The 19,104-nt window shown below is 70.3% G+C and carries 20 protein-coding genes; 2 read left to right on the plus strand and 18 right to left on the minus strand.

All coding sequences use genetic code 11. From position 1 onward, the window contains the following. Window positions 1–3: 3 nt before the first annotated feature. Window positions 4–552, plus strand: coding sequence for a dTDP-4-dehydrorhamnose 3,5-epimerase family protein (locus tag OIE13_RS28090; RefSeq protein WP_326634967.1), 549 nt, complete (start codon window positions 4–6; stop codon window positions 550–552). Window positions 553–557: 5 nt separating this feature from the next. On the opposite strand, the gene OIE13_RS28095 is transcribed toward OIE13_RS28090, so the two are convergent. The 17 genes from OIE13_RS28095 to OIE13_RS28175 all read right to left on the minus strand — a co-directional run bounded on the left by OIE13_RS28095 (window position 558) and on the right by OIE13_RS28175 (window position 18,088). After that, window positions 558–1,946: an O-antigen ligase family protein gene (locus OIE13_RS28095; protein WP_326828937.1), complete on the minus strand. Its 1,389-nt coding sequence runs from the start codon at window positions 1,944–1,946 to the stop codon at window positions 558–560. 8 nt (window positions 1,947–1,954) lie between these two features. Then, window positions 1,955–2,668 carry a hypothetical protein gene (locus OIE13_RS28100; protein WP_326634963.1) on the minus strand — a complete coding sequence of 238 codons (714 nt, stop codon included), beginning with the start codon at window positions 2,666–2,668 and terminating at the stop codon, window positions 1,955–1,957. 109 nt (window positions 2,669–2,777) lie between these two features. Continuing rightward, complete coding sequence (locus OIE13_RS28105) at window positions 2,778–3,611, minus strand: hypothetical protein (RefSeq protein ID WP_326828938.1); 834 nt, start codon at window positions 3,609–3,611, stop codon at window positions 2,778–2,780. Between the two features lie 149 nt (window positions 3,612–3,760). Further along, complete coding sequence (locus OIE13_RS28110; protein WP_326634959.1) at window positions 3,761–4,657, minus strand: hypothetical protein; 897 nt, start codon at window positions 4,655–4,657, stop codon at window positions 3,761–3,763. 51 nt (window positions 4,658–4,708) lie between these two features. Then, window positions 4,709–5,602, minus strand: a complete 894-nt coding sequence (locus OIE13_RS28115) for a glycosyltransferase family 2 protein (RefSeq protein WP_326634957.1) — start codon at window positions 5,600–5,602, stop codon at window positions 4,709–4,711. A gap of 109 nt (window positions 5,603–5,711) precedes the next feature. Then, window positions 5,712–7,313, minus strand: a complete 1,602-nt coding sequence (locus tag OIE13_RS28120; protein WP_326634955.1) for an oligosaccharide flippase family protein — start codon at window positions 7,311–7,313, stop codon at window positions 5,712–5,714. 34 nt (window positions 7,314–7,347) lie between these two features. After that, on the minus strand, window positions 7,348–8,370 hold the full coding sequence (locus OIE13_RS28125; RefSeq protein WP_326634953.1) for a hypothetical protein: 1,023 nt from the start codon (window positions 8,368–8,370) through the stop codon (window positions 7,348–7,350). Further along, the gene (locus OIE13_RS28130; RefSeq protein ID WP_326828939.1) at window positions 8,367–9,656 is read right to left on the minus strand and encodes a DUF4910 domain-containing protein; all 1,290 of its coding nucleotides are present in this window, start codon (window positions 9,654–9,656) and stop codon (window positions 8,367–8,369) included. Before OIE13_RS28130 ends, OIE13_RS28125 begins: the two co-directional genes overlap by 4 nt. Beyond that, window positions 9,646–10,701 (minus strand): NAD-dependent epimerase/dehydratase family protein, encoded by a 1,056-nt coding sequence (locus tag OIE13_RS28135; protein WP_326828941.1) that lies wholly within the window; start codon window positions 10,699–10,701, stop codon window positions 9,646–9,648. Before OIE13_RS28135 ends, OIE13_RS28130 begins: the two co-directional genes overlap by 11 nt. Window positions 10,702–10,706: 5 nt before the next feature. Beyond that, window positions 10,707–11,357 carry a PIG-L deacetylase family protein gene (locus OIE13_RS28140; protein ID WP_326634947.1) on the minus strand — a complete coding sequence of 217 codons (651 nt, stop codon included), beginning with the start codon at window positions 11,355–11,357 and terminating at the stop codon, window positions 10,707–10,709. Further along, window positions 11,354–12,151: a sugar phosphate nucleotidyltransferase gene (locus OIE13_RS28145; RefSeq protein ID WP_326634945.1), complete on the minus strand. Its 798-nt coding sequence runs from the start codon at window positions 12,149–12,151 to the stop codon at window positions 11,354–11,356. Before OIE13_RS28145 ends, OIE13_RS28140 begins: the two co-directional genes overlap by 4 nt. Beyond that, window positions 12,148–13,383 (minus strand): class I SAM-dependent methyltransferase, encoded by a 1,236-nt coding sequence (locus OIE13_RS28150; RefSeq protein WP_326634942.1) that lies wholly within the window; start codon window positions 13,381–13,383, stop codon window positions 12,148–12,150. Before OIE13_RS28150 ends, OIE13_RS28145 begins: the two co-directional genes overlap by 4 nt. Beyond that, entirely contained in the window at window positions 13,380–14,447 is a 1,068-nt protein-coding gene (locus OIE13_RS28155; RefSeq protein ID WP_326634940.1) for a glucose-1-phosphate thymidylyltransferase, read from the minus strand. The genes OIE13_RS28150 and OIE13_RS28155 overlap by 4 nt, the downstream gene beginning before the upstream one ends. Further along, window positions 14,447–15,901 (minus strand): sugar transferase, encoded by a 1,455-nt coding sequence (locus OIE13_RS28160; RefSeq protein ID WP_326634938.1) that lies wholly within the window; start codon window positions 15,899–15,901, stop codon window positions 14,447–14,449. The genes OIE13_RS28155 and OIE13_RS28160 overlap by 1 nt, the downstream gene beginning before the upstream one ends. Before the next feature lie 243 nt (window positions 15,902–16,144). Beyond that, complete coding sequence (locus tag OIE13_RS28165) at window positions 16,145–16,495, minus strand: hypothetical protein (RefSeq protein ID WP_326634937.1); 351 nt, start codon at window positions 16,493–16,495, stop codon at window positions 16,145–16,147. A 58-nt stretch (window positions 16,496–16,553) separates the two neighbouring features. After that, window positions 16,554–17,177, minus strand: a complete 624-nt coding sequence (locus OIE13_RS28170) for a GntR family transcriptional regulator (protein ID WP_326634935.1) — start codon at window positions 17,175–17,177, stop codon at window positions 16,554–16,556. After that, window positions 17,174–18,088, minus strand: a complete 915-nt coding sequence (locus OIE13_RS28175) for a DMT family transporter (protein ID WP_326828942.1) — start codon at window positions 18,086–18,088, stop codon at window positions 17,174–17,176. Before OIE13_RS28175 ends, OIE13_RS28170 begins: the two co-directional genes overlap by 4 nt. Before the next feature lie 225 nt (window positions 18,089–18,313). On the opposite strand from OIE13_RS28175, the gene OIE13_RS28180 reads away from it, so the two are divergent. Continuing rightward, a complete protein-coding gene (locus tag OIE13_RS28180) occupies window positions 18,314–18,682 on the plus strand; it encodes a barstar family protein (RefSeq protein WP_326828943.1) in 369 nt (122 codons plus the stop codon). Here OIE13_RS28180 and OIE13_RS28185 read toward each other — a convergent pair. After that, on the minus strand, window positions 18,592–18,921 hold the full coding sequence (locus tag OIE13_RS28185; protein ID WP_326634929.1) for an SWIM zinc finger family protein: 330 nt from the start codon (window positions 18,919–18,921) through the stop codon (window positions 18,592–18,594). The two genes, OIE13_RS28180 and OIE13_RS28185, sit on opposite strands and share 91 nt — an antisense overlap. Between the last annotated feature and the right edge of the window lie 183 nt (window positions 18,922–19,104).

Below are 19,104 nucleotides of genomic sequence, written 5' to 3' on the forward strand. Positions count from 1 at the left end.
CACATGAGAGTCGAACGAGGCGAGATAGATGGTGTCCTGTTGTTCATTCCGACCCAGCGCAGGGACGGCCGCGGGCTGTTCACCCGCACCTTCGACACCGCGCTCGCCGCCGCCCACGGACTGCGGCCCGCCGCGTTCGTCCAGGACAGCCAGTCGCGGTCCCGGCGAGGGACGATCAGGGCACTGCACGGCCGGGGCGGACAGGGGGAGGCCAAGCTCGTCAGGTGCGCCCGAGGCGCCGTGTACGACGTGCTCGTCGACGCCCGGCCGGGCTCGGCGACCTTCGGCCGCCAGATGTCGATGGTGCTCGACGATGAGATGTTCGTTCACCTCTACGTTCCTCCTGGCTTGTTACACGGCTATCAGGCACTGACCAATCAGGCGGACGTCTGCTACCGGATCGACCGGGAGTACGACCCCGCCGAGGACCTCACGGTCCGCTACGACGATCCCGATCTCGACATCCGGTGGCCGATGTCGGTCACCGCGATCAGCGAACGCGATCTGGCCGCGGGTTCCTGGGCGGACCTGCGCGCTCGGCTGGTCGGTTGACCTCCTCACGTGGCTTCTCGACGGGGCTTCTCGACACTGGGCCTCTCGACACTGGGCCTCCCGACACTGGGCCTCTCGACACGGGGCCTCTCGACGGCTTTCTCAGGCAGCCGGGTGCCGCGCAGCAGCGAGCCCGCGGCTCCGATGATCAGGAACGACAGGCCGGTCACGGTCGCGAACGAGCGCAGGTCGAACGTGGCCGCCCCGACCAGGGGGACGACCAGGCACGCGGCCAGGGCAAGCCCGAGGTCCCGCACGGCGGGGTCGGAGCTGAGGCGGCGGGCGCGCAGCGCCGCCCAGAGGCCGGTCAGGAAGATCCCGGAAAAGGTGACCAGGCCGACGACCCCGGTCTCCACCAGCGACAGGATGTACTGGTTGTCGAAGATCAGGTGCTTCGGCGCGTACCAGGTGCCCAGCCCCCTGCCGAGCCAGGGGTGGTTCCCGATCTCGGTGGCCGCCACCGCGTAGTCGTGGGTCCTGTACTGGATGCTCGAATCACTGGACAGGCTGGTGAACAGCCCGAGGAACACGCTGAGCAGGCCGGGTACGGCCACCTTCATCACCGCCAGGAATCCAGCGCCGCCCAGTGCCGCCCACAGCCGCCTGCGCGCGGGCCAGCCCGCGAGGAGCACCGCGCCGACGACGGCGACTCCGAGGACCGCCGACCGCGACACGGAGAACATCAGCCCGGCGCCGATCAGCGCGGAGCAGGCCCACCACCGAAGGGAGGGCTCGCCCCGATCGCGGGCACCGAACGCGTAGTGCAACGCGACAGGAATGATCATCGCGCAGACGACACCTAGTTCGATGGGGTGCCCCGTGGTGCCCGCGACCCGGCGCAGGGTGTTCCGTTCGAGGATCGCCGGCAGGTCCGAGGTGAACCGGAAGCCGGGAAAGGCCAGATATTTGGTCAGGTCGAATTCGAGCACGAACTGGAGCGCCGCGATCACCCCGACGGCCGCGCCACAGACCACGAGACACTTCAGGACGAAGTCGAGCCGCTCCCGGCCCCGGATGCCGTCGCACGCCCCGAGCCCGATGCCCACCGTCGCCACGACGAGGACGATGCCGTGGTCGGCCATGTTGAGCTCGTCGGGCGGCAGGTACCCGGCGCCGGCGTACCCGTAGGTGGCCAGCATCGCGACCGCGTACGCGAACAGCGCGGTACGCACCGGGTTGGCGCCCTTTGCGGCGCCCAGCGTGGTGGTGAGGTGCGCGCAGAACCACCACAACGCGGCGAAGAGACCGACCGCGTCGGCCGGTGTGAGCGAGAAGGGCACGCCGCGGAAGACCAGCCGCGCGGGAACCAGCATCAGGACCACGGCGAACGCGGCGGCCAGGGTGGCCCCGTCGGCGCTGCGGAGACCGGGGCGATCGAGGGAGGCGGGGACCATGGGGGCTCTCAACGCCGCAGCAGGGATGGCTCGGCGGGCAGCCCGGACGGCGGCGCCGCGCTCCCCCTGCCCCTCCGCCTCCGGGCGTCGAGGAAGCTCTCCAGGGAGAACACCGCGGCGAGGCCGGCGAGCACCCCGAGAAGCAGGGCCGCGGCGGCTCCGCGCGTCTTCCCCGTGCGCTGGGGCTGCGGCTCCGTCGGCGGCACCATCTCGTTCATCGTGATGTAGGTCACCGGGGGCGCGTTCAGCTGCCTCTGGCGACCGGCCAGCTCGATCCTCGCGCGGTCCCTGACCCGCATCACGATGTCCAGGGCCTCGGCCGGTGACCTGCTCGTGCCCTCGATGTACACGAAAGGCCCGCCGTCCAGCGACTCCGGATTGGTGCTGCCGTTGGTGACCGTGAAGGTGGTGTCGCCATCGGGCCGCACGCCGAGCGACTCCACGGTCTCGGGCGCGCTGATCACCTGGATGAGGATCGAGGCGGACATGCTCAGGCCCCAGTCGAAGTTCAGCAGGGGGTTGGTCAGCCCGTTGGGGCGGCCCGGGTCGCTCGGCAGGCTTCCGCCGGTGGGCGGGATGGTGAGCACCAGCACCGCGTTCGAGACGTAGAGCGTCGGAATCGACGAGTAGACGCCCGCCGCGGCACCGATGGAGAGCAGGAACGCCGGCAGGGCGACATACCAGCGCCTCAACACGATGAGCACTGTCCCCCAGAAGTCCACGCCTTCCCCTTCCCGGCCGCTTCCTGGCTGCATGGAGGCCGCCGGGTCGCGGAACCGCACGGTTCCCCGGCCGGTGACCAGGTCCTCTATCGCTTGCCTCGCCCACCTCTCACACCGTCTGCTCCTCCCGCCCCTCGCACCCCTCGCCGCTCTCGGGCTTTCCTGCGCGGTCATCGTGGTCCGCCTCGCCGTCCCCGTCGGCCGTGATCTCCCCCGTGGCCGGGGACGGCTCCCCCGTGGCCGTGATCTCCCCCGTGGCCGGGGACGGCTCCCCCGACCGACCGCCGCCGGACCTCAACCGGAACACCCTGCGGCGCTCCACGACGTACACGGCACCGAGGCCGAGGGCGACGACGAGGAACGCGGCCCCGCCCATGGCCTGCCACGTGCCGCTCCGGTCCACCACGGGATAGGCGGGCGGCACCACCTCGACGAGCCCGATGAAGGTGGAGAGAGGGGCGCCGAGCATCTCCTGCCTGCGGATCAGCTCGGTCCGCAGGCGGAGCTGGGTCCTGGCCATGACGGTGCGGGAGAGGTCGGCGGAGTCGCTCCTCACCTCCACGTACACGAACGGGCCGTTCATGAGGATGCCCAGCATGCTGGGGTTGGTACGCCCGTCGTTGATCGTCAGCTCGACGGGGCCGTCCTTCACGACGCCCAGCTCCGCCGCGACCGCCTCGGTGTTCATGGACAGGATGAGGATGCCCGCCGTGGTCCGGAGGCCGTCGCTGAACTGCAGCAGCGGGTTGCTCCGCCCCAGCGGCTTGGCCGGGTCCGTCGTCCCTCCCGCGGGGGGCGTGGTCAGCACCATGGAGGTGCTCGCCAGGTAGCGCGGGGGCACCAGGAAGAAGACGGCCACGGCGCCGAGAAGCGCCAGGCCGACCAGTGGAAACCCGACCCGCTTCCTTCTGGCGAGGTCGAGGATGGTCCTCCAGAACTCCACTACGTCTTCCCCGCTCCCCCGAGCGCGCCGGACGCCCGGGACACGATGCGTATTGGTCGCGGCACACGAACTCCTTGTCACTACTGCGGTGTGGTGGTGGCCGGCTTCTTGTCACCACTGCGGTGTGGCGGTGGCCGGGGGTCCGCCGCTCACCCGACCCTGGCCAGCGCCTCCGCCTCGTACTCCAGCGCCAGTTCCTCCGGCATCGGGTCGAGGTCGGCACAGCGCACGAAGTCGCGCAGGGTGGTACCGGTGCACGCCGCGTCCACGTTGCGCGCGCCGCGGCGGCCGCGCACGTCGTCGATGTGCACGGTGCGGAAGTCGATGCTGAAGCGGGTCCTGCCCGAGGTGTTGGGCACCGTGGAGTGCAACTGGGCGCCGGAGAACACCATGACGCCCCCTGGCTCGGGCACCACCCGCACCTGCGGATCGAGCACGACGCTCTCCTCCGGCCTGGGCTGCTCCCTGCTGTCGCCGCGCACGTGCCGGGCGGCGGTGAGCCGGCTGGTCCTGTTCCACTCGGCGTAGTCGTAGCGCGCGCTGCCGTTGCGCACCGGGCTGCCGAAGTACTGGGGGTGGAAGGCCATCACGTTCTCCGGGACCACCTCGTAGACGGGGATCCACCAGTTGAGCTGGTTGAAGGGGGCGGAGTACCAGCAGTCCCGATGGGGGTGGAAGGCGTAGGAGATCCCGGAGGTGAGGTAGTCGTGGGAGGTGGAGGTGCGCAGCCGGGGCACGTCGAAGTAGGTCCGGTCCAGGTCGCAGCCCAGCTCCTGCAGAACCGCGGGCAGCAGTTCCTTGCACCGGGGGTGGTGGATGAACCGTGGCTTGAGCCGGGCCAGCAGGTCGGCGAACTCCTCGACAGGCATGTCGAACTGGGCGGTCTCCGGGTCGCGCTCGCCGAACGCCTCGGCGGTCATCTCCCTGGCGAAGGCCGCCAGCAGGGCGGAGGCGGGCGTCGCCGAGTAGACGAAGACCTGCCCCTGGTAGAGCAGTTCCCTGCGCGTGTCGTCGTCCACCACGCTGTTGGAGAAGACGGTGGTCACGGTGGTTCTCCTTTCTGCGGATCTCTGAAACGGACGGCCGGGGGAGCTCTCTCACCGCCCGCCGGGGACGAGTCCCGAGGCGATCAGGGCGAGCCTGCGCCCCCGGCGGGCCGCGGTGAGCCGCTGGCGGCGCACGTACATGCCGAGGACCGCCGCGCGGGCGCGACGGTGCTGCTCGTCGGTGAGGCCGGCCTCCCGCAGCCAGCGGAGCAGTTCCCCGCACTGCAGGAGGGTGGAGCAGCGGGCCCGCCAGGGCGGCACGTCGAGGCGGCGGGCGATCGCCGACAGGGTGTCGTGCTTCCAGTTGCGGTGGGCGAGGACATCTGGGACGTGCCCCCACGGTCCGGCCAGCGCCAGCTTCGCGGCGAACACCTCGTCCTCGCGGAGCATGTTCCGCCGGGGAATCCGCGCCAGCGGCTCGCGCCGCAACAGGCCGTAGAGCGGGTCGATGAGCAGGTGGCTCTCGTTGAGCAGCCGCAGCATCTCGGTGAACCGCTCGACCGGGTCGTCCGAGGCCAGCCCCGTCCTCTCCAGGGGGGCTGTCGCGACCATCTTGTCGGGTCCGGTGTAGGCGACCTGCGTGGTGACCAGGACGAGCCGGTCGTCCTCGGCGAAAGCCCGCAGGGAGCGGGAGAGGCACGCGGGCTCCAGCCGGTCGTCGTCGCCGACCCAGCGGAAGAACTCGCCTTCGACCAGCTCGACGGTACGGACGAAGTTGTCGAACAGGCCCACGTTCTCCGGATGCCTGCGGTAGACGATCCGGCTGTCGGTCGCGGCCAGGTCTCGGCAGATCTCCTCGGTGCCGTCCGTGGACGCGTTGTCGGAGATCACCAGCTGGAGGCGCTCGTGGTCCTGGCCGAGGACCGAGCGGACGGCACCCTCGATCCGCCCGGCGCCGTCGCGCACGGGAAGCACGATGGACACCAGCGTGTCGGAGTTCGGCATCCGGTCTCTTCCTCTCCTCGGTGGTTTGAAGGCTTTTGTCGGTGGTTCAGCGGGCTCTGGCCGGCGGTCGAAGGCTTTTGTCGGTGGTTTGAAGGCTCTTGTCGGTGGTTCAGCGGGCGGGAACCGCCCGCGCACCGAGCTGTCTGAGCCGTGCCGCAGGTACGGCGAGCAGAACGTAGGCGAGCAGTCCTCCGCCGCCGGCCACGCAGAGCCGGACGAACGGGGAGCCGTCCATCACCCCGGCGAGCGCCACGATGACCGCCGCCGCGCCCGCGGCGCCCAGCAGCGGGCGGACCAGGGCCGGAAGCACCGGTGCCAGGCGCACCCCCGCGCGGCTCAGCATCAGTGCCGCCAGCGGCAGGGCGACCAGGAGGCCGGCCAGCGCGTGACCGATCGCCGCGCCGCGGATGCCGTACCAGTGCGTGCCCGCCCACAGCGCGGGCACCAGCGCCACGGCCCAGCCGAGGTTCATCCACACGGTGGCCCTGGTCGCGCCCGCCGAGGTGAGGACGTCGAAGGCGAGGGAGGTGAGCATCCGCACGACCAGCAGGACCGCGAGCAGCGCCAGGACCCCGGCGGCCGGCGCCCACTTCTCGCCGTAGAGGAACGCCACGATCTCCGGTGCCAGCGTGGCCGTCACGACGGCGACCGGGAGCACGAACGCGACCAGCAGCGGTACCGAGCGTTGCACTCCCAGCGAGAGCGACTCGGGCCGCTGCTCGGCCAGCCTGGAGAAGCTGGGTACCGTGACGTAGCGCAGGGCGGTCCCGATCACGCTGGGCACCCAACTGGAGACATTGAAGGCCAGCAGGTAGAAGCCGAGCGCTGCGGGGCCGAGCACGGCGCCGACGATGACGTAGTCGGCGTTCATCAGCACCGCCTCGATGCCGAGGCCCAGGGCCAGCGGCGCGCCGAACCTCAGGAGCCTGGCCGCGACCTCCCGGTCGAAGCCCAGACGGAACGGCAGCCCCGCCCAGGCGAGCACCAGCGCGCCGGTGACCGCATTGGCCGTGACCTGCCCGCAGGCGAAGCTGTAGGCCCCGGCTCCGTTCGCGGCGAGCGTGACGGCCACCGCGGCGTTGACCAGCGAGCCCGCGATGTTGGCCTTGATCAGCCTGTCGTGCCCGAACCCGCGCATCAACGTGCCCGCCCGCACCGCGGTGACACCGTCGATGAGGATGATCGCGGTGAGCAGCCGGACCACCGGGGTCGCCTCCGCGCTACCCGCCAGCTCCGCGAAGTACGGGGCCACCACCCAGAAGATCCCGTATATCCCGGTGCTGAACGCCAGGGCCATGACCGTCGCCGTCGGCGCCATGTCCTCGACCCTGCCCCGCCACTGCACGGTGGCGGCGATGATGCCGACGTCGTTGACGTGCATGACGAAGGTGGTCGCGGCGAGCGCGATGGCGTAGAGGCCGAAGTCCTCCGGTACGAGCAGCCGGGCGAGCACCAGTCCCATGACGAAGGTCGTCGCCTTGGTGCCGAGGTTGCCCAGGAGGCTCCAGCGCAGCCCGCGACCGGCTTTCCTGCCGATCGTCCCGACCTGCTCGACGGCCGTGCCGTCGGTACCGTCGGCGGTGCCGACGGTACCGACCGCGCCTGCCACGCCTGCCACGCCGGTCTCGCCTGCCGCGCCGCGACCGCCGCGATCACCGCGATCACCGCGACCGTCGCGATCACCGGCGTCCTCGCCCTGTCGCTGGTTCATCCGTGCCTTCCGCCTGTCTTGTGGGGTGATCGGCTCAGCTGGGCTCCTCGACGCGTTCGAGCCAGATCTCCCGCCAGAACGGCACGAACTCGCGCGGGCAGCTGACGTTGTACGCGCCCGCGCAGATGACGCCGTCCAGGACGATGCAGGGGTTCTTCATCTGCAGCATCCGGCCGGTCTTCTCATCCAGGCACCGCTCGACGCGGGCGCTCACCCGCGCGACGTGCCCGCAGTAGCGCGACATCTCCTCCTCGAACCCCATGCCGCGGTTGAGCAGGTCGTCGTTGAGCGTCTGGAGGATCTCCTCCTTGGACCTGACCCGGACGAGCTCTCCTGGACGCAGGTCCAGGGTCCGCGTCGGGGTGGTGGGACCGGCCTCGCCCTTGACGAACCCCCAGCGCAGCCCGCCCCTGATCCACAGTCGGCTGGGCAGGAACCGCCTGCTGGCCTGCTGGAAGCGGTTGAACAGCCCGACGAGGAACGAGCGCAGCATCCAGGGCACGCCCACGTTCCCCGTCCGCACGTCGGCGACGTACTGCCCGACGTCCTTGAACGGCAGACAGGTGGGCGCGGCGCGCAGCAGTTCGGTCGCCTGGCAGGAGAAGCGCTCCTCCCCGCCCGGTCCCGGTTCCTTCCTGGTCGCGGCCTGCAGGATCGGCAGCAGGGGCCGGCCCGCGGCGAGGTCGTGCTCGGTGACCGGGGTGACCGGGGAGGCCGGATCCACCCGCTTGAGCCAGGACTCCTTCCAGTAGAACTGGCAGGCCGTCTGGCAGCCGCCGTGTGCCTGCCCGTCGCAGCGGGCCCCGGTCAGGTGGACCGCCCGCTCCATCCGCCGCATGCCGCTGCTGCTGATCGTGTCGCAGAGCTTGTGCGCCACCTTGTGCACGGTGAGCCGCCGCCCGCAGAAGGCCAGCATCTCCGGCATGAAGGGCAGCGCGTCCAGCTCCCCTCTCGCGTCCAGGGTGGCCATGATCTCGACCTCGCTGAGCACCTCCACCGTCTCGCCGACCCGGAGGTTGAGCGTTCCGGTGCCCGTGCCGGACTGTTGCCGTGTCATTTCCCGCACTCCTTGAGCAGTCCCGCGCCGCACAGTGCCCGTGCCGCGTCCGCCACCGCGGCGAAGGGCAGATCGGATCGTTCGGCGACGTCCAGGAGGCTGTGCTCTCCGTCGGAGAGGTTCAGCACCCACAACATCGCCATCTGGGCCTCCTGCGTGTCGCTGCGCCCGCCCAGTGCCCCGTACAGGCCCCGCCGGCCCAGCTGCGGCTCCCCGTGGGGGCTGAGGTTGAGATAGGCGCGGTTGCCGTCAAGCACCCGGGTGGCCTCCCAGCAGGTCTCCAGGGTGTCGGCCATCGCCTCCGGGGAGACGAAGTCCGGATTGTCGGCGGAGGTGTGATATTCCGGGTAGCCCGCGTAGGGGGTCCTGGTGAGCGAGCCGACGGGCAGGTCGAAGCCGGGCGAGCAGAACTGCCGCTCGTCGTAGCCGTAAGGGGAGAAGTCCACGACCGCGTGGTCACGCCCCGAGGTCCTCAGGACATGCCGTACGGCGCGGTCGATTTCGGCGTCGCCCCGCCTGCTGCGCTTGTAGGTCAGCGGGCCGCGATCCCCCGCGCAGGCCAGCACCAGGCCGTGCCTGATCCGCCCCGCGCGTTCCCGGTTGCGCGCCAGCCAGGTGATCGCGCCGATGGTGCCGGGAGCGAACAGGAAGCGGTAGGTGTACCACGGGTCGGCCTCGGCCAGCCGTCGTGCGAGCCCGACCGCCACGGCGATGCCCGCCAGGTTGTCGTTGGCCAGCGAGGGATGGCACACGTGGCAGGAGACGAGCACCTCCTCGGGGACCCGGCCGGACACCACGTGCTCGCCGTAGGTCAGGTGGCCGTTGGCGAGCGTAGAGTCGATCATGACCTCGTACGGCCCGTCGGGCAGGCCCGCAAGGGTGTCGTGGGCCAGGCAGAAGCCCCACGTCTCCGCGTAGTAGCCGGTCCGGTAGGGGATCAGCCCCGGCTGCCCGGGCAACGTGTGCAGGTGGGGCCGGAGCTCGTCCAGGGTCATGGTGGCCGACACCGGGACGCTGTAGCCGACCACGTGCAGGTTCGACGCGGCGAAGTCGACGACCCTGGCACCGGAGGCGTCCTTGACGTAGGCGTCGCGGATGTTCCACTCCCTGGGCACCGTCCAGTCGAGGACCCGGGTCCCCGTCGGCACCTCGCGGACCTGCAGGCAGAGGGACTCCGCGACGATCTCCAGGGTGCGGCGCACACCGTCGCCGGTGATGCTCCTGCAGAGCGGGTAGAGCCGCTCCACCAGGGCGTGCATCTCGCGCCCCTCGCCGTCATCGGTCATCTTCCACCGCCCCCGCCCCCGCCGCTTCGCGCGGGCGCAGCGCGCCGTCGACGGTTCCGGCCTCGCGCCGGGCCGACAGCCACGCCAATCTGGTGAAGCGGCGCCGGAAGCCGTCCTCCGTCAGGCCGAACCGCCGGTACGCCTCGACCAGCTGGAGCGCGCCCGCCTTGATCGTCCACAGCGCCCGGTAGCCGGGGAGCGCGTCGCGGATGCGGGAGAAGTCGACCCGGTAGGAGCGCGGGTCGGCCCCGGTCTCCCCGGTGATCACGACCCGGGCCTCCGGCACCGCCTCGGCGACCTCGGCGGCGATCTCCGCCACCGTCAGGTTGTTCTCCTCCGCGCCGACGTTGAACGCCCTGGCATGGACGGCGTCGCTCGGGGCGGCCAGCACCATGGCGAAGGCGTTCGCGATGTCGGCGGCGTGCACCAGCGGACGCCACGGGGTGCCGTCGGACAGCACCCTGACCTCCCCGGACAGCAGCGCGTGCCCGGCGAGGTTGTTCAGCACGATGTCCGCGCGCAACCTGGGCGAGAACCCGAAGGCGGTGGCGTTGCGCAGGAACACCGGGCTGAAGTCCCCGTCGGCCAGCTCGAACAGGTCGCTTTCGACCCTGACCTTGGAGTCGGCGTAGGGGGTCACCGGGCGCAGCGGCGCGTCCTCGTCGACCAGGTCATCCCCTGAGGCGCCGTAGACCGAGCAGGTGGAGGCGTACAGGAACCGGCGCACGCCCGCGTCGCGGGCCAGCCTGGCCAGGCGCACCGCGGCGCGGTGGTTGATGTCGTAGGTCAGCTCGGGTGCCAGCGCGCCCAGCGGGTCGTTGGACAGCGCGGCGAGGTGCACCACCGCGTCCATCCCCGCCAGGATCTCGGGGGTGACGTCCCGCAGGTCGACCGCGTGTCCTGGCGGGTCGCCGGGCGCGGGACCCAGCACGCATCCGGCGAAGAGCCCGGAGTCGAGCCCGGTCACCTCGTGGCCCGCGGCGACGAGCACCGGGGCCATCACACTCCCCAGGTAGCCCTGGTGCCCGGTCAGCAGCACGCGCATCCGGTTCAACCTCCAGACAGGTCAAGGGTCAGCTTGTTGACGTGGAACGCCTCGGCGTAGCGGGCGTGGCATTCGATCCCGCGGATGCGGGCCAGCCCGAGGAAGGCCTCGCGGTCGTACCAGGGGCGGTGGCGCTGCGAGGGGTAGTGGCGCTGGAGCAGGCTCACCTTCGCCTCGGCCACCTCGGGCGCGAGCGGCTGGTAGGCCGAGGGCCGCCCGAGGTCGCCGTCCCATTTGACGATCTCGTAGCCGAGCACCTGGTGGTCGCGGAAGGCCGTGGGCACCAGCCCGGCCAGCGTCCGGTGGTCCTGGTGGGCGTCGGCGGGATGCGGCGCGAACAGCAGGTCGGGGTCGGTGCGCGCGCGCAACTCCTCCACCGCCTCCTTGGCCTCCTCCCAGCGCGCGGGCAGCCGCCCGTCGGGCAGCTTGAGGACGGTGAGCCGCAGATCCGCACCGGGGCAGAAGGCGGCCAGCGCCGCGTGCTCCTCGTCCTGGCGCTCGGTCCCGCCGCCGGAGAGCACCAGGGCGTCCACCCGGATGCCGGGGCGCGCGGAGCAGAGGGTCAGCAGGCTGCCGCCCACCCCGATGGCGAGGTCGTCGCAGTGCGCGGCGAGCAGCGCGATCCGGCCCGCCCGGGCCGGCCTGAAACCGATCACGTGGCCGGCACCGCCAGGTGCTCGCGCTCCCAGAGCGCCCAGGGGCGGTCACCACGCGAGTACGCCTCGTCAAGGGCGACCCGCTCCTTGACCGTGTCCGTCGGCCGCCAGTAGCCGCGGTGCGGGTAGGCCAGCAGCCTGCCGCGCTTGGCCAGCTCGGCGCAGCCGTCCGCGACCAGGTCACCGCCTGCCGGGATGTGGTCGAAGATCTCCTGGCGGAGCACGAAGTATCCGCCGTTGACCCAGAGCGGCATCTCGCTGACCGGGGTGATCCCGCCGACCGTGCCGCGCTCGCCCAGCTCGATGCAGTGGAAGGTGTCCGAGGGCGGCACCACCATCATCGACGCGCCCGCGCCCGAGAGGGTGAAACGGTCGACGATCTCCGGCAGCGGTGCGTCGGTGAGCACGTCCGCGTAGTTGGCCAGGAACATCTCCTCGCCGTCCAGGTGGTCGCGGACCCGGCGCAATCGCTCGCCGATCGGGGAGGCGATCCCGGTCTGCACGAACGAGATCGACCAGTCGGAGATGTCGGTGGACAGCAGTTCGACCCTGCCACCGCGCAGCACGAAGTCGTTGGAGGTCGTCTCCTGGTAGTTCAGGAAGAAGTCCTTGATGTGGTGCGCGCCGTAGCCGAGGCAGAGGATGAACTCGGTGTGCCCGAAGTGCGCGTAGTAGCGCATCACATGCCAGATGAGCGGCCGAGGCCCCACGAGCTGCATGGGCTTGGGCGCGTCACCGGGGGTGCCGGTGCGCATCCTGGTGCCGTATCCGCCGCAGAAGAGGACGACCTTCACCGGTTCACCTCGACGATCTCCAGGTTGGGGATGGGGAAGACCAGCCGGCCTCCCCAGGCGTGTACGAAGGACAGCTGGTCGGCCAGCTCCTCGCGAAGGTTCCACGGCAGGACCAGCACGTAGTCGGGCCGCTCCTCGGCGAGCCGCTCGGGCGGCAGGATCGGTATGCGCGTGCCGGGGGTGAACCTGCCGTGCTTGTACGGGTTGCGGTCGACGGTGAAGGGGAGCAGGTCGGGCCGGATCCCGCAGTGGTTGAGCAGGGTGTTGCCCTTGCCCGGCGCCCCGTAGCCGACGACGGTCCGGCCCTGGCGGGCGGCGTCGAGGAGGAAGGTCAGCAGGTCCCGCCGCACCCGTGCCACCCGCTCGCCGAACTCGGTGTACCCCGACAGCTCGTGCAGGCCCGCGGCCTTCTCCGCCGCGAGCAGCCCGGCCACCCGCTCGCCCGGCTCGCCCGCGGTCTCCGTCGGCCGGGCCCACAGGCGGATCGAGCCACCGTGCGTGGGCAGCGACTCGACGTCCACGAGGGAGAGCCCACCGGCGGCCAGGGCACTTCGCGCGGAGGCGACCGTGTAGTACTGGAAGTGCTCGTGATAGATCGTGTCGTACTGGTTGTGCGCCATCAGGGTGAGCAGGTGCTGGACCTCGATGGAGACCCAGCCGTCGTCGGCCACCAGGGCGCGCAGTCCTCGGGTGAACCCGATGACGTCCGGGATGTGGGCGTAGACGTTGTTGGCCACCACCAGGTCGGCCGGCCCGTGCTCCGCGCGCACCGAGGCGCCGGTCTGGAGGCCGAGGAACGCCGTGAGGGTGGGCACCCCGGCGTCCCTGGCCGCCTGGCCGACGTTCTCGGAAGGCTCGACGCCCAGGCATCGGATGCCCCGCTCGACGACGTGCCGCAGCAGATATCCGTCGTTGCTGGCCACCTCGACCACGAACGAGTCGCCTCCCAGCCCGAGCCGGTCGACCGCCCCGTCCACGAACTCCCGCGCGTGCTCCACCCACGACGTCGAGTACGAGGAGAAGTAGGCGTACTCGGTGAAGGTCTCCTCGGGGGTGATCATCGGCGGGATCTGCGCCAGCCAGCAGCCGGTGCAGACCCGCAGATGCAGCGGGTAGGTGACCTCCGGCTCCTCCAGCTGCCGCTCGGTGAGGAACCGCTCGCAGGGCGGTGTCGCCCCGAGGTCGATGACGCTGGCGAGGCTCGTCGAGCCGCACAGCCTGCAGGTTGTCATGAACTGATCTGCACCTTGCTGTGATCGCCCAGCACGAGGCGGTGGGCTCTGGGGGTGTTGGGGGCGGGGGTGACCTCGACGTCGTGGCCGATGAGGGACGCCTCGATCCGCGAGACTCCGGCGATCGAGGACCTGGGCAGGACGATCGAGTACTCGATCTCGCTGCCGCTGATCGCGCAGCCTGCCGCGATCGAGGTGAAGGGGCCGATGTAGCTGTCGCGGATCCTGGCGCCGGAGCCGATGATCGCCGGCCCGACGATGCGGGACCGCTCGATCTCGGCACCGGCCTCGACGACCACCCGGCCGATCAGCTGGCTGGCGCCGTCGACCAGGCCGTCCACCCGGGGCTCCAGGGACTCCAGCACCAGCCGGTTGACCTCCAGCATGTCCGTGACGTTCCCGGTGTCCTTCCAGTAGCCGGAGATGACCGTGGAGGCGACCGGCCGCCCGTCGGCGATCAGCCAGTGGATGGCATCGGTGATCTCCAGCTCGCCCCGCCAGGAGGGTTTGAGCTCGGCCACCGCCTCGTGGATCGCGGCGGTGAACAGGTAGACGCCGACCAGCGCGAGGTCGCTCTTGGGAGCCTGTGGCTTCTCCTCAAGCCCGACCACCCGGCCCGCCTCGTCGAGTTCGGCGACCCCGAACTGCCGGGGGTCGCCGACCCTGGTGAGCATGATGTGCGCGGCGGGCCGCTCGCGGGCGAAACGCTCGACGACGCCGTTGATGCCGCCGACGATGAAGTTGTCGCCGAGATACATGACGAAGTCGTCGTCACCGAGGTAGTCGTGGGCGATGAGCACCGCGTGGGCCAGGCCCAGCGGCGCCCGCTGGCGGATGTAGGTCACCTCCAGGCCGAGCGCGCGGCCGTCGCCGACGGCCGCCTCGATCTCGGCGTGCGTGTCGCCCACCACGATCCCGATCTCGCGGATGCCCGCGGTGGCGATGGCCTCAAGGCCGTAGAAGAGCACCGGCTTGTTGGCGACCGGCACGAGTTGCTTGGCCGAGGTGTGAGTGATCGGCCGTAGCCGGGTGCCCGCTCCTCCGGCGAGCACGAGTGCTTTCACTAGTAGGCCCCTTCTCCGCCGGTCACGGCGCTCCAGGTCTTCCAGAGGATCTGCAGGTCCAGAAAGAGCGACCAGTTCTCCACGTAGCGGAGGTCCAGGCGGACCGACTCCTCCCAGGTCAGGTCCGAGCGCCCGCTGACCTGCCACAGACCGGTCATGCCGGGGTGGACGACCAGGCGGCGGCGCACGTCGGCGCCGTACTGCCTGACCTCGTCGGGCAGGGGAGGCCGCGGGCCGACGAGGGACATCTCGCCGCGCAGCACGTTGAGCAGCTGTGGCAGCTCGTCGATGGAGTATCGGCGCAGGAAGGCGCCCACCCGGGTGATTCTTGGATCGTTCCTAATCTTGAACAGGACGCCGTCGAACTCGTTCTCGCACGCCAAGTCGATCTTGAGCTGTTCCGCGTCGTCGACCATCGTGCGGAACTTCACCACCTGGAACTCCACCCCGCCCTTGCCCACCCTGACCTGGTGGAAGAGCGCGGGCCCCGGACTCGTCGCGCGGATCAGCGCGGCGATCACCAGCATGGGCACGCCCAGCACCAGGAGGGCCAGGCCCGCCCCCGTCCGGTCGAACAGGCTCTTCGCCAGCCTCCTGGCACCGCGGAAGTCGGGGTGTTCGACGTGCAGGAGCGGCATGCCCGCGACCGGGCTGATGCTGATGCGCGGGCCGGCCACGTCCATCAGCGCGGGCGCCACGAACAGGTCGGTACGGGCGTCCTCCAGACCCCAGGCGAGCCTGCGCAGCGCCGCGCCGTCCAACTCCGGGCAGGCCAGCACGGCGACGGCGTCCGCGTTGACCTTGGCGACCACCGCGGCGACGTCGGAGAAGCCCCCGAGGACCGGGATCCCGTCGACCTCGACCATGTCGGGGCCCGCGGGCAGGCACGCGGCGACGACGAGCATGCCGTGGTGCGGCTGCCCGCGCAGCTGTATCACCAGGTCGAGCACCGACTCCCGGTGGCCGACGGCCACCACCTGGCGCATGTAGTCGCCACGGATGCGCCTGCGGTGGAGCCGCTTGCGCATCCGGTAGCGGAAGACGGCGTTGAGGATGAAGGCCAGCGGGAACATCGCCATGACGAAGCTACGAGCGATCGGTGTCTGCGTGACATAGGCCCCGATCGCGACGGCGGCCGTCAGCCCCGCGGCGCCGTTGAAAACCGCCCGGAACTCATCCGTTCCCTCACCGTGCGTGCGCTTGCGATAGGCGCCCCCCGAGGCCAGGGCCAGCGGCCATATCAGGGCGAGCCCCAGCCCGAGCAGCGCCTCCGTCGCGGGAATGAAGGCACCGAACCAGATTCGGCCCCCCAGCACGGCCCCGCAGGCGATTACCGAACACGCGATATCTCCGACCAGCAGAATACGGACATAAGGTCGCGTCCAAATACTTGGAGCAGTGCGCGCCGGACTTTTAAGGAGCCCGATGACGAGCTCCTCGGTTCCCACTCTCATGCCACCCCACCCAAGATGCCCCGAATCGTCCGGATAAGGTGCCACGCATCTCATTTCAATAGTTGACAGCATTCCCTAATACATCAGGAGCGTGGATACCCATGGAAATCCTAGTGATCACTATTGAGCAGGGGAATACCGGCCACTGTCCACTATTGGCCGAAGTGCAACAGAGATGACATCTTGACGGAGCACTTCAAACGTGTACCGTTTGATCATTTATTATTTGTCAATAATGCGTAATTAGTCGTATTCAAAATCCGGAGGAGCCGAAGGCGGTTCGGGATTGCGCCATACGACGGCATAGTCGTCGCATGCGGACTCCACCGCCGCACCGAGCCGATCGAGATCAAAATCCGGTAGATACCGGAGACGGGCGAGGAAGGTCGCGTCGGTCGCCGAGTTCGGCACCACGCACTCCTGACCCCCTCGATCAAGAAGGATGTACAGGATGTCCGAGTCCGTATCGCCTACTACCCGCACCTCGACGACGTCCTCCCACGCGAGGGCGTCAACGCTGCCGTCCGCGTAGTGACGGGTCACGCCTTCTTCGGTGACATATACGTAGGAGTCCGGCACTGAGTTGCCGTGCATGGGCGCGATTGTGACCACTTCAGGGCTCCGCGTGCAATAGAGCCATGCAAGTCAGTTCCTAATGATCGCCCCAGCCGTGATCGAGATGCGCGATGACCGCCTCCCTGGCGGCCCCCGCGGGACCGCTGCCGATCGCGTCGAGCAGGTTCCGGTGCTCGGCGACCAGCACGTGCCGGTCGGCGTAGACGGCACGCAATCTCACCAGGCCGAGCCGGGTCTCGACGGCCAGCATGCCGTAGAGCCGCTCCAGCCGGGGACTGCCCACCGCGACGACCAGCGCCTGGTGCAGCGCCATGTGCTCGGCCACCATGTCCGACCAGGGGGCGTCGGCGGGCAGCGCGGCCATCCGCGCCAGCGCCGCGTCGGCCTCCCCGACCCGCCGGCCGGCCAGCGAGGTGGCCATCAGTTCCTCAAGCGGGCGCCGGACGAACATCAGATCGTCCAGGTCGGCCACGGTCACCTCGGCCACCTGGGCGCTGCGGTGCCGCTCGCGCCTGAGCAGCCCCTCGTGCACGAGCACGGCGAGCGCCTCGCGGACCGTCGGGCGGGCCACCCCGTACAGGGCCGAGAGCTCCTGTTCCGGCAGCGTGGTGCCCGGGTCGATCTCGCCGGACAGCACCCGCCGGCGCAGGGCGTCGGCGAGCGCGCCGACGGCGGAGACGGGATGGAGCGGGAGGGTCACGCCGACGACCCTATTGCCCTTCTGCCCCGGCCAGAAGGAGAGACGCGCTCGGGCAGGGAGACCGCGACCAGGCTGGCGCCGAGCAGCAGCAGGCCGGCGACCGAGGCGCCCCCGAGCCGCTCGCCGAGCACGACGACACCGAGCAGCGTCGCAACCGCGGGCTCGGCCAGGGCGAGGGTGGCGGCGGTCGCGACCGGGGTGGTGCGCAGCCCCCTTCCGTACAGCAGGTAGGCCAGTGCGGTGGTGGCACAGCCCAGGTAGAGGGCGGTGAGCAGGCCGCGCGGCTCGGCGAGCCAGCCGGTGCCGGTCCACAGCAGGACGGGCACCATGACGACCGCCGCCCCGCCGAACATCAGCCCCATCACCGCGTCGGAGGGCGCCCCCGCACTGATCGTCCGTGCCGCGGTGACTGCGTAGAAGGCGTACAGCAGGCCACCGAGCAGCGCGAGCAGAACGCCGTCGGCCCGCACCTCGCCTCCCCCGCCGGTGAGCACGGCGCAGCCGGCGATCGCCACCGCGGTCGCCGTCGCCCAGCGGCGGCTGGGCCGCACGCGGTCGAGCAGCCAGGACAGCAGCCCGGTGAAGACGGGACCGCCGCCGATGGCGACCACCGTGCCGACGGCCACTCCGGTCCTGCTGACCGCGGCGAAGAAGCACAGCTGGTACGCGGCCACGGCCACCGCGGCCGCCACGAGCGGGCCGAGGCGCGCCGGAAGACGGCGCCCACGCGCCGGGAGCGGCCCTTGGGGGAGGCGCAGCAGCCGCACAGGGGTGGTGACGGCCGCGAGAACCAGGCCACCGATCACCAGGCGTGCGGCGGCCATGGAGACGGGATCGACCTCGGCGACGAGCAGGCCCGCGGTTCCCGCGGTCCCCCAGAGCACGGCGGCTCCGATCACGGCGAGTTTCATGGGGCGATTGTAAGCATGTTGTCTGACAACCAGACAATATTATTCCAGCGGGCGACCGGAAGGGGAGCGGGGAGGACACGCCGTCATCCCGTTTTCCAGGGTTCGCGCGCGGGTAGTTCGGCGGGGTGAGGTGTCCGAGAAGCGTCACGAACCAGCAGCTCAGGGTGTGTGGTCGACAGTGAGCCGGGACGGCGGCCGCGCGCCCCTCCCCTGCGACGGGCGGGGATGATCGAATTGCCCAGGGGAACGTTCCGCCGGGGGTCGGCGGAGGAGATCGAGTCCATGATCGGCACCGCGACGCCGCACTCACTGGACGGCGTGAAGATCACCACTTCGGCCGAGGCAATGGACGCGATCGCCGAGGCTCTCGACCTGCCCGGCCGTTTCGGACACAACCTCGACTCGCTCTATGACGTACTGACCGACCTGTCGTGGCTACCGCCCGGCGAGCACCTGCTGCTCTGGTCCGAGCCGTCGACGCTTCGGAGCGAGGACCGCCAGACCTACGACGCCATCCGGACCGTCCTCACCGAGGCGGTCGCCGATGACACGCCCGGAGAGTCCTTCCTGTCCGTTCTCGTCCTGACCGACTGAGCCGTCGCCACGCAGTGCGCGCAGAAGACACCGCTGCGGCCCTCGGGACAGCTGCAGTACCAGCTCAGTGCCCCGTCGACGATCCGGAACTCGACGCGCGCGGCGCCCTCGTCGACCTCGGCCGTCACCAGCTGCGGGCTGAAGCGGACCAGCTGCACCGCCAGCGTGCCGCTCTGGGCGCGCACCGGTTGTTCCGCCCGCTCGGCCTCGGCTTCAACCAGCTTCGCGATCGTTTGCATCGAAGGCCCCCCTCCTACCTAAGTAGACGTATCCGGGGCGCGGAAGGTTCCAAACCGATACAGCACAATAAATCATCTCAATGTAACCCACATGCACATCTAGCACCAAGTGACCCACATTGCTATGTTTGGCGACTGGTGACCACGCATCTCGGGAGTGCGAGGTATTATGGCTGGCCGAAA

The organism is Streptosporangium sp. NBC_01810 (genome assembly GCF_035917355.1).
Taxonomy (GTDB): domain Bacteria; phylum Actinomycetota; class Actinomycetes; order Streptosporangiales; family Streptosporangiaceae; genus Streptosporangium.

What these genes read in the sequence shown, in the direction of transcription:
- OIE13_RS28090 (WP_326634967.1), top strand. Translation starts at nt 4, where the DNA reads ATGAGAGTCGAACGAGGCGAGATAGATGGTGTCCTGTTGTTCATTCCG.
- OIE13_RS28095 (WP_326828937.1), bottom strand. Translation starts at nt 1,946, where the DNA reads ATGGTCCCCGCCTCCCTCGATCGCCCCGGTCTCCGCAGCGCCGACGGG.
- OIE13_RS28115 (WP_326634957.1), bottom strand. Translation starts at nt 5,602, where the DNA reads ATGCCGAACTCCGACACGCTGGTGTCCATCGTGCTTCCCGTGCGCGAC.
- OIE13_RS28120 (WP_326634955.1), bottom strand. Translation starts at nt 7,313, where the DNA reads ATGAACCAGCGACAGGGCGAGGACGCCGGTGATCGCGACGGTCGCGGT.
- OIE13_RS28125 (WP_326634953.1), bottom strand. Translation starts at nt 8,370, where the DNA reads ATGACACGGCAACAGTCCGGCACGGGCACCGGAACGCTCAACCTCCGG.
- OIE13_RS28130 (WP_326828939.1), bottom strand. Translation starts at nt 9,656, where the DNA reads ATGACCGATGACGGCGAGGGGCGCGAGATGCACGCCCTGGTGGAGCGG.
- OIE13_RS28135 (WP_326828941.1), bottom strand. Translation starts at nt 10,701, where the DNA reads ATGCGCGTGCTGCTGACCGGGCACCAGGGCTACCTGGGGAGTGTGATG.
- OIE13_RS28150 (WP_326634942.1), bottom strand. Translation starts at nt 13,383, where the DNA reads ATGACAACCTGCAGGCTGTGCGGCTCGACGAGCCTCGCCAGCGTCATC.
- OIE13_RS28160 (WP_326634938.1), bottom strand. Translation starts at nt 15,901, where the DNA reads ATGAGAGTGGGAACCGAGGAGCTCGTCATCGGGCTCCTTAAAAGTCCG.
- OIE13_RS28165 (WP_326634937.1), bottom strand. Translation starts at nt 16,495, where the DNA reads ATGCACGGCAACTCAGTGCCGGACTCCTACGTATATGTCACCGAAGAA.
- OIE13_RS28175 (WP_326828942.1), bottom strand. Translation starts at nt 18,088, where the DNA reads ATGAAACTCGCCGTGATCGGAGCCGCCGTGCTCTGGGGGACCGCGGGA.
- OIE13_RS28180 (WP_326828943.1), top strand. Translation starts at nt 18,314, where the DNA reads ATGATCGAATTGCCCAGGGGAACGTTCCGCCGGGGGTCGGCGGAGGAG.
- OIE13_RS28185 (WP_326634929.1), bottom strand. Translation starts at nt 18,921, where the DNA reads ATGCAAACGATCGCGAAGCTGGTTGAAGCCGAGGCCGAGCGGGCGGAA.